The organism is Natronohydrobacter thiooxidans (assembly GCF_001884735.1).
GTDB classification, from domain to species: Bacteria; Pseudomonadota; Alphaproteobacteria; order Rhodobacterales; family Rhodobacteraceae; genus Roseinatronobacter; species Roseinatronobacter thiooxidans_A.
The window spans coordinates 1-13,510 of record NZ_MJAP01000013.1 but is presented as its reverse complement, the minus strand read 5'-3'; the positions used below and the strand labels follow the sequence as shown (position 1 = coordinate 13,510).

Sequence of the window (13,510 nt, the reverse complement as noted above, 5' to 3'; positions counted from 1 at the left end):
CGCAAAGTTTCAACCAGCTTGTGAAAAATTCGCACTGCGCGCTGGGATGGGCCAGGTCACGCCTGCAAGGCTCAGATGTCTTTGTCCGCCTCATGCGCTTCGGTCAACTGGCGCACCGCATGTTCTGCAGCGTCATCAAAAGGCTTGAGCACCACGCTTGCCCCCTGCCGCAGCAATTCCTCGGCCTCGACCGCTTTCTGCACCGACAGAAATACGCGGCCACGGTAATTCGCCGAACTCAGCCCATGCAGCAGCGCAAGCTGCGGGTCGGCCTCGGTCAGTGCGCCCCGGTCGCGCGGCACCGCAGAGATGACCGCCTGCACTCTGCCAAGATCAAGATGCGCCACGAATTCGGGATCGGTGGCATCGCCGTAAATCGCATCCATGCCCATGCGCCGCCAATTGGCCAGCGCTTCCGGGTCGAAATCAATCCCAAGCACAGTATGGCCTTTTTCCTGCAGCCGCGCCCCGATGCGGCAACCATAGCGGCCCAGTCCAAAGACGATGAATTCATACCCGCGCGCCGCTGTCGCGCCTTCGGTGTCATCGGCCTCGCGATGGGCATAGCGCCGCTCGAACAGCCCCAGATAGGGCTCGCAAATCTCGAAAAGCCTGTGTGACCAGGTGATCATATAGACCGAGAGCGCAATCGTCACCAGACCGACCAGCGTGACCAGCCCCATGGCCTCACCGCCCACATGGCCGATGGTGATGCCCATCGCCATGAAGATCAGCGAGAATTCCGAGATCTGCGCAACAGTCAGCCCGGCCAGAAAACCGGTGCGCTTGCGGTAGCCCATGAAGCCCATGATCGCCAGAACGATCAGCGGATTGCCGATCAGCACGAAAAGCGACAGAATGATCGCCGGTCCGATCTGGTCGCCCAGCGTCGAAAGCTGCAGCGCCGCGCCCAGATTGATGAAGAAAAACAGCAGCAGGAAATCGCGCAGACTGGCCAGCCGTGAACTGATCGCCTCGCGATACTCGGTCGAGGCCAGCGACACCCCGGCCAGCAGCCCGCCAAGTTCCTTGCCGAAACCAAGCGCATCGCCAAGAGCGGCCAGACTCGCGGCCCAGCCCACGGCGAAAATGACCATCAGTTCCGGCGAGCGCGCGATCTGACCCAGCAAGGGATCGGCCAGATAGCGGATGAACAGGATCACCGCGCCGACCATCACGGCGCCACCCAGAAAAACCTGCGCGACCTCCCACAGCCCGCCGCTTTCCTCGCCAAGCCCCACGCCGATGGCCGAGAGCGTGACCATAGCCAGCACCACGAAAATATCCTGCACGATCAGGAAGCCCAGCGCGATCTTGCCATGCAGCGCCCCGATTTCCTGCTTGTCCGACAAGAGCTTGACGATGATGATCGTGGAAGAGAAGGTCAGCGCGATCGAGATATAAAGCGACGTGACCGCATCCAGCCCCAGCGCAAGGCAGATCAGAAAGCCAAAGAACGCGGTGAAAGTGACCTGCCCCAGACCGGTCGCGACCGCGACCTTGCCAAGATTGCGCACCAGACTGATATCCAGTTTCAGGCCGACCAGAAACAGCAACACCGCGATCGAAATCTGGCTGAGCGTCTCGATGAAATCCACCGATGAGACCAACCCCAGCACATCCGGCCCGGCAAGCACCCCCACGGCAATGAAGGCCACGACCAGCGGCTGACGCAGCAGCAGCCCTACAAAGCCCACGCCCGCCGCGAGCAGCACCAGAAGCGCGATCTCATAAAAGACAGAGGCGAAACTGGCGTCCACGCATCACTCCTTCAGCCACCGGGCTTTGGTCCGTGATAAGCCCTCCCGCCGCATCTGGCCAGAGCCATACGCTCAGGGCGGCGTCAGCAGGGCCGCGATTTCCTCGCGCGTGCCGAAGCCCAGATCGACCGCGGCATCCACGACGCTTTGCCCGGTATTGAGCGCGGTCTTGGCCACCTTGGCGGCCTTGGTATAGCCGATATGCGGCACCAGCATCGTCGCCAGAACCAGACTGTTTTCCAGCATCCCTTCGCATTGCGCGACATTCGCCTCGATCCCCGCGACGCAACGCTCGGCCAGCGTGTCCATCGCCTGCATCATGATGCGCATCGATTGCAGCACATTCAGCACGATGATCGGCTCCATCGCATTCAGTTGCAACTGCCCCGCCTCGGCGGCCATGGTCACGGTCAGATCATTGCCAATGACCTGAAAAGCCACCTGATTGACCACTTCGGGAATGACCGGATTGACCTTGCCCGGCATGATCGAGGATCCCGCCTGCACCGGCGGCAGCCGGATTTCGTTGAAGCCCGAGCGCGGCCCCGAGGAGAGAAGCCGCAGGTCATTGCAGATCTTGGACAGCTTCACGGCGATGCGTTTCAACGTGCCCGAAAAGGTCACATAGGCCCCGGTATCGGAAGAGGCTTCGATCAGATTCGCCGCCAACCGCACCGGCAGCCCCGAAACCACAGACAATTCCGCCACGGCGCGTTCAGGATAGCCCTCGGGCGTGTTGACGCGGGTGCCGATGGCGGTGCCGCCCAGATTGACCTCCAGCAAAAGCAGCGACAGGCGACCGATGATCTCGATATCTTCGTCAATCGTGGCGGCAAAACCCGCGAATTCCTGCCCCAGCGTCATCGGCACGGCATCCTGGAGTTGCGTGCGCCCGATCTTGTGCACCCCGGCAAAGGCGTCAGCCCGTTCCGAAAAGGCTGCGGACAGGCTGCGCTGCGCCTGCTGAAACGCCGCGCATTGGCTGACAATCGCGAGGCGCATCGCGGTCGGGTAGACATCATTGGTCGATTGCGAGCGGTTCACATCGTCATTCGGGTGCAGATGACCATAGTCCCCCGGCGCATGGCCCATGCGGGCAAGTCCGAGATTGGCGATAACCTCATTCGCGTTCATATTGGTCGAGGTGCCGGCACCGCCCTGAATCATGTCGACGCGGAAATGCTCGTGATGCGCCCCGGCAATGATCTCGTCACAGACCGCAGAGATGGTCACGGCTTTCGCGGGCTCCAATGCGCCAAGGCCCTGATTGGCCAGCGCCGCCGCCTTCTTGACCCAGGCAAGCGCGCGGATGAATTCGGGAAAATGCGCCAGGGGGATGCCCGATATCGGAAAATTCTCGATGGCGCGCTGGGTATGGATGCCCCAGAGACAGTCCTTCGGAAGCGCAATACTGCCCAGGCTGTCTTCCTCAATGCGCAGATCGGATGGCATGATATCTCCTGACAATTACGGGTCAAAGCCCCTGCCCCATGAACGGGATGCCCGAGTGCGGCGCCTCCGTGCCTGCTCGTCCCCGCTTTCCGTGTTCCATGCTTGCATGTCCAGATCAAGATGCTGAATTTCTCCGGGACCGAAAACCGGTCGGCATCATGGGCTGCCAGTGCGCCCCCATGCGATGAGCCCTCTGTCCTGCGCGTTGTGCCGCGCGGCCATCGGGCTTTCGGCGCGCTTGCTTCCACGGAATTGCGCGACGCAAGAAACGCCCCATGAGTCGCCGAGTAACACTTTGATTTTGTGCGTATAGCTTGTTAAGGGGGCAAATTCAGTGACTATTCCGCAGAAAATGGCCCGGTATCACAACGACCCGAGAAACCAGTTACGCGCATGATTTGAGGCAGGACGGGTTCACCACGCCTGATATGGTCTGCCCCTGTTTCCGTCATGCTTGACCCGTCTCTGCCCTTCGTCAGCGCAGGACAAACCGCATCCTGCGCCAAGCCGATCCGAAACAGAGTGTGTCTCAGCGCGTCATTTATCAGATGATGGCCTATGCTCCTCTCCAGAAGTCCCCCAAGCTGACACTGCTCTATCCCTATCATGCAGGACTCGGCGGCAAGGAGGGCGCTCAGGCATAGTTCCGGATCACGGGGCACAATACACTGATCGACGCCGCAAGCCTCAACGTAGCCAATGGAAGGGATATTGTCACACACTTGAGGGTAACGCTGCTTTCGGGTTGCATCCAGGCGCCCGTCGCCGCGCAATAATAAGGCTGTGAATCGGGCTCCGAAAAGATCCACTGCCTTAACCCGGAACCGCCGCGGGTTTACCGGAGAGTTTCTGGTTCAAGGATCAAGCTGCTTTTTCGACAACGTTCAAGCTTGTGCCCTATGCCTCCTCTGCCTCCGTTTAGCGTTGCGCAACAGATGGCTGCTGTAAAGGCACAACTCGTTATACCAGTGCATCCGTTTGAGGGCTCATGCCTGGAGTAGTCTGCTCTCCGGCAAATCCGGAGCGGATCATGTTGGCAAAGGGGTTGCATGCGCAGATGTAAATGTGCAACCGTTGATCAAATGCGACATTCATAAGTCGCAAATGTCAGGGATGGATTTTATGCCAAGATCAGATTTCTGGTCCGGGGTGGCCGTAGCTGGGTTCGGGCTACTGGCTCTGCTTTGGATGGTTCCGAATTACGCAGGAAGCAACCCTTTCGCGCGCATGCCGCCGGGGCTGGTGCCAAGCATCGGGGCATGGCTTATGGTTATCTGTGGTGGCATTGTTGCCGCGAAGGGGCTGTTCCAGATGCTGCGCGATGGGCTGATGCCCTTCAGCGCTGACCTGCACTGGGGCGCCGTGGCCTGGGCCGCATGGCCCTTTGCCTATGTCGCGGTCGCGATCTGGTTCATGTCCTTCATCAAGATCACGTGGTTCGGACCGGTGCTGATCGGCGGCATGCTGATCCTGCTGGGCGAGCGGCGCTGGTGGATGATCCTGGGCTGTTCGGTCGCGCCGGTGGCGGTGCTCTATGTCCTGTCGGTCTATCTGATGCGCGTCGGGGTGGTCTGATGGATTTTTCTGCTGTAAGTGCCGCCGCCTCCGAGGCGCTGACCCTTGCCTCTTTCATCGGCATCGGGGGCGGCGTGCTTCTGGGCTATATCGTGGGGGTCATCCCGGGCCTGTCGCGCTCGGTCGCGATTGCGATTGCCATCCCGATGACCTTCTACATGTCGCCCTTCATCGCGATTTCCTTCCTGATCGGCCTGTCCAAGGGAACAGCGGCGGGCAGTGCGGTCTCGGCCATCCTGCTCAATGCACCGGGCGAAGCCTCTTCCGCCGCTACCGCGCTCGACGGCTATCCGATGGCCAAACAGGGCAAGCCCAAGACCGCCTTGCAGATCGGGCTGATTGCCTCGGTCATGGGCGATATTCTGGCCACGATCATCCTGATTTTCGTGGCGATCCCCTTCGCCCGCGTGGCGCTTCTCTTCGGCCCCTATGAGATGGCCGCGATTCTGGCCTTTGCGCTGGTTTTCATCGCCGGGCTCTCGGGCGGCAGCATTTTCAAGGGGCTGGCGGCGGGGGGCCTGGGCATCTTCCTCGGCACGATCGGGCTCGACAACCAGACCGGCCTGCCGCGTCTGACCTTCGGCTATACCGAGCTGATGGATGGCATGCCCCTGATCGCGGTGGCCATCGGCACGCTGGCGCTCTCCGAGATGTTCGTGCAATCCGAGAAACTGCGCTATGACCGCGAGAATATGTCGGTCGCGATGAAGAAGGACAGCAGCGACCGCATCACCTGGCCCATCTTCAGACGCATCCTGCCGACGATCCTGCGCGGCACGGGCGTGGGCACCTTTGTCGGCGCGCTGCCGGGGCTGGGGCCATCGGTCGGGTCGTTCATGTCCTATGGCATGGCGCAAAAAGCCGCGAAAAACCCCGAAGCCTTCGGCAAGGGCGAACCCAAGGGCATCGCCGCCTCGGAATCGGCCGATAACGCGGTCATCCCGGCCGCGCTGATCCCGCTCTTCGGGCTGGGGATTCCGGGCAATGTCTCGGCGGCCCTGCTGATCGGGGCCTTTGCCATTCACGGCATCACCGTCGGCCCGCTCTTGCTGCGCGACAACCCGGAACTGCTGTATTCGATCTTCGCAGGCATGATCCTGGCCTCGGTCATCATGCTGGCGCTGGGCTGGTTCGGGCTGATGTTCTTTGCCCAGATCACCCGCGTGCCACCGCATGTCGTGATCCCCATCGTGATCTTCTTCTGTCTCGCGGGGATGATGCTGCAAGGCTATGGCACATTCGGCCTGATCATCCTGATGGCGTTTGCGGCTCTGGGCTATCTGATGAAGAAATATGACTACAGTTTCGTCACCTTTCTGGTGGCCTTCATCATCACGCCGATGCTGGAACTGAACCTGCGCCAGTCGATCATCCTGTCGCGCGGCAACTGGGAGGTGCTTCTGGGCCGCCCGATCGCGATGATCTTCATCGCCTGCACTGTGGTGGCGCTGGTGGCGCTGATCATCCGCACGTTCCGCAAGGAACAACCGCTGGCCAACGCGCCGGCTGACTAGCCACGCAACCAAGGGGAATTCTTATGAAAAGACGCAGCATTCTGACGGCAGGCGCGGCGCTCTGTGCGCTGCTGGCCGCATCGGCGGCACTGGCCGAGGGCTGGAAGCCGGAGCGCCCGATGACAATGGTGATCGGCTTTGCTGCGGGCGGATCGACCGATATTCAGGGCCGGGTTCTGGCGCGCACGCTGGAAGAGCATTTCGGCCAGCCGGTCAATGTGGTCAACCAGCCCGGCGGCGGCGGTGCGGTGGCGCTGACCCGCTTTCTGAACGCGGCACCCGATGGCCATACCTTCATGTTCGGGGTGCAGCTTGGGCTGACCTTCTCGCCCGTGGTGACCGAAACCGAATATGATATCGACGATTTCCGCTATGCGGGCACGCTGGTCGGCGGCCAGTTCGGTCTGGTGGCTGCGGGGGACGCGCCTTTTCAGAGCTTCGACGAGCTTATCGCCCATGGCCAGGAAAACCCGATGACCTATGCCCAGCAACTGCCGATGGATCAGGCCATCATGCAGCAGATTGCGGCGATGGAAGGCATTGATCTGGCCATCGTGCCCACGGGCGGCGGTGGCGGTATGGCCCCGCTGCTGCTGGGCGGCGAGGTGGATTTCGCCTTTTCGGGCGGGACGCATGCGCAATACACCCCCACGGGGGAAATGAATGTGCTGGCCTTTCTGACGCGCGAGCGCTCGCCCTTCTACCCGGATGTGCCCACGCTCGCTGAACTGGGCTATCCCTATGCGATGGATGACTTCCGGTCATTCTTTCTGCCGGGGGGCACCCCGGACGAGATCGTGCAGGCCTTTGAAGAGGCCGCCCGCTTCGCGGTCGGGCATGAACCCTTCGTCGAGGTCACGGTCGACAACACGCTGCACCCCATCGTCTTCATGGATGCCGCGGAAACCGAAGCCACCATTCGCGAAATTCGCGCGGCGAATGAAGCATTGATGGCAAACTGAAGACGCACCAACAGGAGAGAGAGAGCAATGAAAAAGACCCTAGCAGCCATTCTTGGCGCCACCATCCTGTCGGCCCCGATGGCGATGGCCGATGACTGGCCCAGCCGCCCGCTGACCATGGTCATCGGTTTCAACCCCGGCGGCTCGACCGATATTCAGGGCCGCGTTCTGGCCAATGTCATGGAAGAATTCCTCGGCCAGCCGGTCAACGTGGTCAACCAACCCGGTGGCGGCTCGGCCGTAGCCTTCACCCGGCTGAAGAATACCGAGCCGGATGGCTATACTTTCCTCTTCGGCGGCACCACAGCACTCACCTTCACGCCGATCATCACGCCGGTCGAATACGAGATCGACGATTTCGAATATCTGGCAGCGGTCGCACTGGGCCAGAATGCGATTGTAACCTCGGCCGAGCAGCCCTTCAGCACCTTTGATGAAATCATCGCGCATGGTAAGGAAAACCCGATGACCTATGCCCAGCAAACTCCGCTGGACGAAGCCATCATCCGCGCCATTGCCGAAGAAGAAGAGCTTGACCTGGCGATCGTCCCCACTGGCGGCGGCGGTGGCATGGCGCCGCTGGTTCTGGGCCGCGAGGTCGATTTCGCCTATTCCGGCGGGACACATGCGCAGTATACGCCCACGGGTGAAATGCTGGTCGCGGCTTTCATGTCGGCCGAGCGTAGCCCCTTCTATCCGGATGTGCCCACGCTGATGGAACTGGGCTATGACTATTCGATCGAGGATTACCGCACCATCATCGTGCCCACTGGTGTGCCCGAAGAGGTGAAAGAGCGCCTGATCGCTGCGGCGGAATTCGCCAGCACCCATCAGTCTTTCATCGACATCACCGAAGGCAACACATTCTTCCCCGTGGTCATGATCGGCCAGGAAGAGATGGAAGCCAATGTGCGGCGCATCCGTACCGCAACCGAAGAAGTCATGGCTGACTGATCCACTTTTGCGCCGACCACCGACAGCGACCCGCTGTCGGTGGCTCTCGTTCAAAAAAGTGGCCTGAAGGGCCGCTATTTGACGCAATCTTGTATATGATCGCGTCTGGGCACCGGGGTTGGGGGAGAGCGACTCCCAAAACGTTGACATGGCACTGACATGTCGTGATATCGACCGTCCGGCATCACCGGGCTAGCGTAAGCGTTCTGCTGCGTGACAATCGGGATCCGCGCTTCGTAGCACCGCGCGAGCGCCAGCATCGCAGCAGCGACCAAGCTGGCACTCGATCCGCGCCAATGTCCCTCACGCAGCGTCATGGCTGGCCCGGCCTTTTCGGCACTGGCGCTCCTGCTTCGCTACCGGAATCCGCCGCGCTCCCCGCATATGCCTCGGCGAAGCCGGCAAGCGACAGGTGCGGTCGGCAGTTCACCTCGCATATGCCGCTGTCGATCTCGAGAATATCGTCGGAGGAAAAGATGCCGCCATCATCATCGCGGAAGAGGATTTCGAAACGCAGCACTGCCGACGGATCGTCACTGAGAAAGATGTCCCGATAGCTGTGCAGCGCGACGGTGCTGGCGGCCAGCATGGCGGCGACAAGATCGGCGCCGAAGGTGAAGCGGTAGAGGTTCCCTCCGACATAGCGCGGCGGCCAGTGGAACCGGTCCGAAGCAGGCGGCGGGTACTCCGGCGCGTCGGCGCGCCAATCCTTTTCCCCCAGCCGCACGATCACGGCTTCCGGCATTAGCGCGCGCGCCTCGCCCTGCCATCCATGCGGCTCATAGGCGATGTCGACTAACAGTGCGGCGGCGTCACGCGGTCCGGCGGCTGGAAGGGTGACGATGACATAGATGCCGTCATTCCAGTTCATGGCCGCGCTGCCGGGAGGATAGCCATCGCTCGACCACCGCATCGCCACGCCCGGCACCGCATAGCCATCCGCCGCCTCGCCGAACCACGGCGCCTCACGGACCCACGGGCAAACCTCGGACGCATAGGTTGCATCGGCGCAACTCCACTCGGCGCTGGCCGGGGCGGGCAGCGCGAGAACTGCAAGCAGGACGACGAAGGCCCTTCTCATAGCCCTGCCAATGGATGCGGGGCGACAAGGCACCCCGCGCGCCTGAACACGCCGCGCGGCATCGGATCGCGGTCGGCGGCCTCATCCTCGGTCAGCGCCGCGGCGTCGTACCAGAGCGCGCGGCCGAGTTCGGGCAGCATGATGTAGGGTGGCGCATCCTCGCCGCTCATGGGAGGCTCGAAGGCAATGTTGAGTTCGGCGTCGAGCGAAAGAAAGCGCAGCGCGTTCAGGATGTCGGGGTCGGTGGCGCCATCGGGGTTGGCGCCGAAGGGCGGGCCGAGCAGGTCGCGCGGGCCTCCCTCCGCAAATGGATCGGTTACAGGAAAGACCGATATGCCGGAATAGCCCTGCGAGACGGAGAAGATGAACCAGTAGTCGCGCTGCGGCGTGGTCAGCTTGAGGTAAAGATCGGAGGCGATGCTGGCCATGTTGCGCGCCGACACAAAGCCGATGCGCCAGTTCTCCTCCGTATCGGGGGCGGTCATCTCATAGACGGCCCGCTCGGCCTCGCAACTCGCCGGGCCGATAACCGGCGCCTGGGCCAGCGCTGGCAGGGGAAGAAGGCAGAGTGCGGCGGCAACCGAAATCCTATTCACTGGTCGAACTCCGCGCGATCCGGCAATGACGTGGAAAATCTGAGCACCGCGCCAGTGAAGCCGACCCGCGCCGCATAGGGGCTGCCTTCGGGAATGAAGGTTGAATAGGTGTCGAGCGTTCGCGGCAGGCCCGGCGGCGGCCCCCAGACGGTGGAAACAAGCTCGGCCGGATCGACGGCGTAGAATGGATCGCTGCCATCCGTGGTGTAGGCAATGGGCTGGCCAAGCAGCCGTGTCAGGGGTTCGGGGTCGATAGGCTCGGTGGCCGCGAAATCGTAGAGATGGCAGCCCACGGTATCGAGATATTCCGTCAGCAGGTAGCTGACCGCCAGCAGATGGGACCGCCCGCCGGTCTCGCGGGTGAACCAGGCGCTGTCCGTTCCCTCTATGAAGTCCGGATCCTCCGCGATCTCCTCAGCCAGCAGGTCGGCAGCATGGGTGATGAAGCGGTCGTAATCCGCGTTTTCACCGGTGATGACGGGTTGCCAGCCGAGATTTTCAGCCAGAACCACCGTGCCCGTGTAGCTCAGCCGCTCGGGGATGCAGACCTCGCCGAAGATGGCGACGAATCCCTCGCCGCCCGGCGTCTTGGCTTGGGCGGACCCACAGAGGAATGCCGCGAACAAAAGGGCGACAGGCAGCGCTGTTAAGGAGCGGAAGGAACGATCAAGCATTGTCGAGTTCCCTCAGGCAATGGTGAAGGTTCCCCATTTCACGGGATGCGCTGGGCAGCGCAGAAATCCGGATGTCGACCCCATTGCCCGTTAGTGAAAAATCACCAGACATACGGAAATGCTCCAGGAGCCGCAAGCCGCCCTCCCGGTCGGCAAGCGTAAGCACGGCGACATCCGAGGATGTATCGGTGCCCAGAGATACCGTGAATGACCCGCCGGAAGGCAATGTGCCAGTGTATTCGTGAACGCCTGTCCGGCTGACAAATTCGTCGGCGCGGACCGCGAACCGGGTTCTTTCCTTCTCGAACACAAACGCAACGAGCGGGAGAGCTTCGCCCGAGCTAATGTCACATATTGGGCTGGCTTGCTCGCTCGCAGGCGTGAGTGGAAAGTCTCGCGCATACCACTCCTGCGCCATGGCTGGTGCGGTCAAGGCCGCTGCAAATGCGGTTATGGCCACGAGGCTTAATCCAGGAAAACGCATCGTCATCCTCCAAACGGCGACATCATGTCGGCAAGCTATTGACCGCCGGAAGAGCGTTCACCCCCCTGTTCAGAGGGGAGGAGGTGGACGCGCGCCTATTCCCAATCATGCCCGTAGAGACGAAGGCAGCGGGCGATCTCGGCCTCCGGCGTCTCGCCCTCATCCTCCAGCGAAAAAAGGACGGCCTGCCAGTCGGCGCGGGCATTGCGCCGGTCGATGGGCAGGTTGTCTGCTGCGAGGATCGCCCCGCTCATATCGACGACATTGCCGCTTCCGAGCAGGAACAGGGCGAAATTGACCGTGTAACCGATGCCCTTTTCAAGCAGCGGAAGCTGTTCGCTCTCCGGTGCGGCCTCGATCGCGCGCTCAAGCACGGCACTGCAGAGGACTGTGTCGTTATACAGATCGTAGGCGCCCCTGCCGGTCGTCTTGAAATAGGGTGAGAAGTCCTGCGCGAGCGCTACCGGCGTGCTCATTGCGACAGCGATCAGCGGGATGCAGGCGATGCGGTTGGGACTGCTTCGTGTCATTGTCTTTCGCTTTCGGCATTAGCCAGAGTCATAGTGATCAGTTGGTGGGCGGTTTCATCTTCCTCGCGCGCCAACGCATCGCGCAGGCTCGGCAGGGCGGTGGTGCGGTCGTGCCCGGCCAGCGCCATGGCGATATGGGCGCGCGTGCGCCATTCCGGACTGTGCAGACCGCTGGCGACGATCTCGATATAGCGACCCGGAACCCTCGCCAGGATCCTGTGGAGCGTTTCCCGCGCTCTTGCGATATCGTCCTGGCTGTCGCCATCCCATTCCGGCAGGGCGTCCCCCTCGCGCGAAAGTTCGTCGAGCCAAACGATGGCCGCCTCTATCTCGGCGACCCCGCATTTCTCCCCGATCGCGGCGAGGCGCTCCTCCGGGAGCTCGTCCCAAGGTCCAAGATCATGGCGAGCATCGCGCACCAGCTTGGTGAGCCCGGATATCCCGTTGAAGATCGATCCCGGCCATTCCTTTCCCAGATCCTCGACGATGGCATTGCCCTTTTTGACCCAAGCATGTTCCGCCGCGACATCGGTGAATCCGGACGCGAAGGGGTCGTCCTCATTGAAGGTCGCTTGAAACGAGGCATCCCAATCGGCAATGCGTTGCAGGAGTTCTGCGCTCAATCCCAGACTGGCGGGATCTACCATGTTTCCACACTCGTCGTCCCAGAGCGGTGCGCAGTGATATTCGGGTGCCAGCCTCAAACACTCCGGGTTCGGCGCATCCGCGGGCCGCGGCTCGGAGGAAGTGGACGGGGGCGCTATTGAAGTTGCTTTGCTTGCTGGACTGCTGCGTTGCCGGAAGAACCATGAAAGCGCGATTGCCGGTGCGGCGATGGCCGCCAGTTCGGCAAGGGCGGGCTCAAGCCAGATCCGCCACAGGCCGTACCGGTCGAGCCCGACGACGAAGCCAAGCGCCGCGATATAGTTGAAGAAGGCGCGCAAAGTGGCGCGCCGTCCGTGCCGCTCGGCATCGTCCTGCGGCGGGGAAGCCCGCGCCACCCAGAGGAGATATGCACCTTGCAGGACAGTATTGACGGCAAAGATCGGCAACGTCCAGCGTGACAGCGCCAGCAGCGAAAGTCCAGAGGCAAAGGTCAGCGCCGCCCCAGCCATCATCGCGCGCGTACGCAGGCGCTCGCTGCTGGCTTCGCCATCACCGAGCATGGTGAACAGTTCGTCGGCCATCGAATCCAGAACCAGCGCGCGCATGTGGACGATGCCGCCCACGACGTAAAACATGCCGATAGCGATGGCGATCAGGGTGATGATGCTGGCGAAACTCTCTGACATGACGTGAGCGTATGGATGCTCGGGAAATCCGGCTCCCCCCTGTTCAGGGGGGTGCGGCCCTTCGAGCCCACGTTCAAACTGCGGGCATGACAGATATTGGACAGGTCCAGGACAGCAACCCCAAGCCCTCCATCGGCCGCTTCCTCGGTATCGTCGCCGTGTTTGTAGCGCTCGGTCCACCCGTCGGAGCCTTGGCGGTTACGCTTCTCCTTGCCGTTTTGGGCCTCACTTCGGGGCTCGCTGCGGACGGTTGGCTGGATCAGGGCCGTTTCGCTGTAGGGGTGATGCTTCTCGGCCTCGTGTTCGGCCTGCCGATTTCCTACATGGTCGGCGCCGCCCCGGCAGCGCTGGTCGGACTTGCGATTGCTGCATGGGACGCGCGCACGGGACGCGTTTCCCTCTATGTCGCGCTCGGAACCGCCCTGCTGCTGGGCGTTCTAGCAGCTTCGCGCGCGTCCGGTCTCGTCTCGGCGCCGGAAGGTGAATGCGCCGCGCAGGTCGCGACCCTGCTGGCACACTTGGCCGCAGCCGGGCTTTGCTGGCTCCTCGCGCGGACGATCTTCCGCAGATCAGACAGATCGAATATTTCCAGACAAGGGGAAAGCAATGAGCAACAGTGAGTATCCGTCTTGATCA

The 13,510-nt window shown here is 62.0% G+C and carries 13 protein-coding genes; 5 read left to right on the top strand and 8 right to left on the bottom strand.

All coding sequences use genetic code 11. The features are described from left to right. Positions 1-71: 71 nt before the first annotated feature. Positions 72-1,760, bottom strand: coding sequence for a cation:proton antiporter (locus tag BG457_RS09350; protein ID WP_071796890.1), 1,689 nt, complete (start codon positions 1,758-1,760; stop codon positions 72-74). A gap of 72 nt (positions 1,761-1,832) precedes the next feature. After that, on the bottom strand, positions 1,833-3,212 hold the full coding sequence (locus BG457_RS09345; protein WP_071796889.1) for an aspartate ammonia-lyase: 1,380 nt from the start codon (positions 3,210-3,212) through the stop codon (positions 1,833-1,835). Positions 3,213-4,334: 1,122 nt separating this feature from the next. On the opposite strand from BG457_RS09345, the gene BG457_RS09340 reads away from it, so the two are divergent. Genes BG457_RS09340 through BG457_RS09325 form a run of 4 tightly spaced genes read left to right on the top strand, consistent with a single transcriptional unit; the run spans position 4,335 to position 8,217 of the window. After that, positions 4,335-4,787 carry a hypothetical protein gene (locus BG457_RS09340; RefSeq protein WP_139257653.1) on the top strand — a complete coding sequence of 151 codons (453 nt, stop codon included), beginning with the start codon at positions 4,335-4,337 and terminating at the stop codon, positions 4,785-4,787. After that, positions 4,787-6,301, top strand: coding sequence for a tripartite tricarboxylate transporter permease (locus tag BG457_RS09335; protein WP_217649512.1), 1,515 nt, complete (start codon positions 4,787-4,789; stop codon positions 6,299-6,301). The genes BG457_RS09340 and BG457_RS09335 overlap by 1 nt, the downstream gene beginning before the upstream one ends. Positions 6,302-6,324: 23 nt before the next feature. Next, positions 6,325-7,263 (top strand): tripartite tricarboxylate transporter substrate binding protein, encoded by a 939-nt coding sequence (locus BG457_RS09330; RefSeq protein ID WP_071796887.1) that lies wholly within the window; start codon positions 6,325-6,327, stop codon positions 7,261-7,263. A 27-nt stretch (positions 7,264-7,290) separates the two neighbouring features. Beyond that, a complete protein-coding gene (locus BG457_RS09325; protein WP_071796886.1) occupies positions 7,291-8,217 on the top strand; it encodes a Bug family tripartite tricarboxylate transporter substrate binding protein in 927 nt (308 codons plus the stop codon). A 313-nt stretch (positions 8,218-8,530) separates the two neighbouring features. On the opposite strand, the gene BG457_RS09320 is transcribed toward BG457_RS09325, so the two are convergent. From BG457_RS09320 to BG457_RS09295, 6 genes are all read right to left on the bottom strand, one after another. After that, positions 8,531-9,298 carry a hypothetical protein gene (locus tag BG457_RS09320; protein ID WP_071796885.1) on the bottom strand — a complete coding sequence of 256 codons (768 nt, stop codon included), beginning with the start codon at positions 9,296-9,298 and terminating at the stop codon, positions 8,531-8,533. Then, positions 9,295-9,894 carry a hypothetical protein gene (locus BG457_RS09315; protein WP_071796884.1) on the bottom strand — a complete coding sequence of 200 codons (600 nt, stop codon included), beginning with the start codon at positions 9,892-9,894 and terminating at the stop codon, positions 9,295-9,297. The genes BG457_RS09320 and BG457_RS09315 overlap by 4 nt, the downstream gene beginning before the upstream one ends. Next, the gene (locus tag BG457_RS09310) at positions 9,891-10,568 is read right to left on the bottom strand and encodes a hypothetical protein (protein ID WP_071796883.1); all 678 of its coding nucleotides are present in this window, start codon (positions 10,566-10,568) and stop codon (positions 9,891-9,893) included. The genes BG457_RS09315 and BG457_RS09310 overlap by 4 nt, the downstream gene beginning before the upstream one ends. Continuing rightward, complete coding sequence (locus BG457_RS09305) at positions 10,561-11,052, bottom strand: hypothetical protein (RefSeq protein WP_139257651.1); 492 nt, start codon at positions 11,050-11,052, stop codon at positions 10,561-10,563. Before BG457_RS09305 ends, BG457_RS09310 begins: the two co-directional genes overlap by 8 nt. A gap of 95 nt (positions 11,053-11,147) precedes the next feature. Continuing rightward, positions 11,148-11,582 (bottom strand): hypothetical protein, encoded by a 435-nt coding sequence (locus BG457_RS09300; RefSeq protein WP_071796881.1) that lies wholly within the window; start codon positions 11,580-11,582, stop codon positions 11,148-11,150. Then, positions 11,579-12,874 carry a hypothetical protein gene (locus BG457_RS09295; protein ID WP_071796880.1) on the bottom strand — a complete coding sequence of 432 codons (1,296 nt, stop codon included), beginning with the start codon at positions 12,872-12,874 and terminating at the stop codon, positions 11,579-11,581. The genes BG457_RS09300 and BG457_RS09295 overlap by 4 nt, the downstream gene beginning before the upstream one ends. An 86-nt stretch (positions 12,875-12,960) precedes the next feature. Between BG457_RS09295 and BG457_RS09290 the strand changes: the two genes are divergently transcribed. Beyond that, positions 12,961-13,494, top strand: coding sequence for a hypothetical protein (locus BG457_RS09290; protein ID WP_139257649.1), 534 nt, complete (start codon positions 12,961-12,963; stop codon positions 13,492-13,494). Positions 13,495-13,510: the final 16 nt, after the last annotated feature.

Coding starts and splice junctions, on each gene's coding strand:
- BG457_RS09345 (WP_071796889.1), bottom strand. CDS start 3,212: ATGCCATCCGATCTGCGCATTGAGGAAGACAGCCTGGGCAGTATTGCG.
- BG457_RS09340 (WP_139257653.1), top strand. CDS start 4,335: ATGCCAAGATCAGATTTCTGGTCCGGGGTGGCCGTAGCTGGGTTCGGG.
- BG457_RS09335 (WP_217649512.1), top strand. CDS start 4,787: ATGGATTTTTCTGCTGTAAGTGCCGCCGCCTCCGAGGCGCTGACCCTT.
- BG457_RS09330 (WP_071796887.1), top strand. CDS start 6,325: ATGAAAAGACGCAGCATTCTGACGGCAGGCGCGGCGCTCTGTGCGCTG.
- BG457_RS09325 (WP_071796886.1), top strand. CDS start 7,291: ATGAAAAAGACCCTAGCAGCCATTCTTGGCGCCACCATCCTGTCGGCC.
- BG457_RS09320 (WP_071796885.1), bottom strand. CDS start 9,298: ATGAGAAGGGCCTTCGTCGTCCTGCTTGCAGTTCTCGCGCTGCCCGCC.
- BG457_RS09310 (WP_071796883.1), bottom strand. CDS start 10,568: ATGCTTGATCGTTCCTTCCGCTCCTTAACAGCGCTGCCTGTCGCCCTT.
- BG457_RS09305 (WP_139257651.1), bottom strand. CDS start 11,052: ATGCGTTTTCCTGGATTAAGCCTCGTGGCCATAACCGCATTTGCAGCG.
- BG457_RS09300 (WP_071796881.1), bottom strand. CDS start 11,582: ATGACACGAAGCAGTCCCAACCGCATCGCCTGCATCCCGCTGATCGCT.
- BG457_RS09295 (WP_071796880.1), bottom strand. CDS start 12,874: ATGTCAGAGAGTTTCGCCAGCATCATCACCCTGATCGCCATCGCTATC.
- BG457_RS09290 (WP_139257649.1), top strand. CDS start 12,961: ATGACAGATATTGGACAGGTCCAGGACAGCAACCCCAAGCCCTCCATC.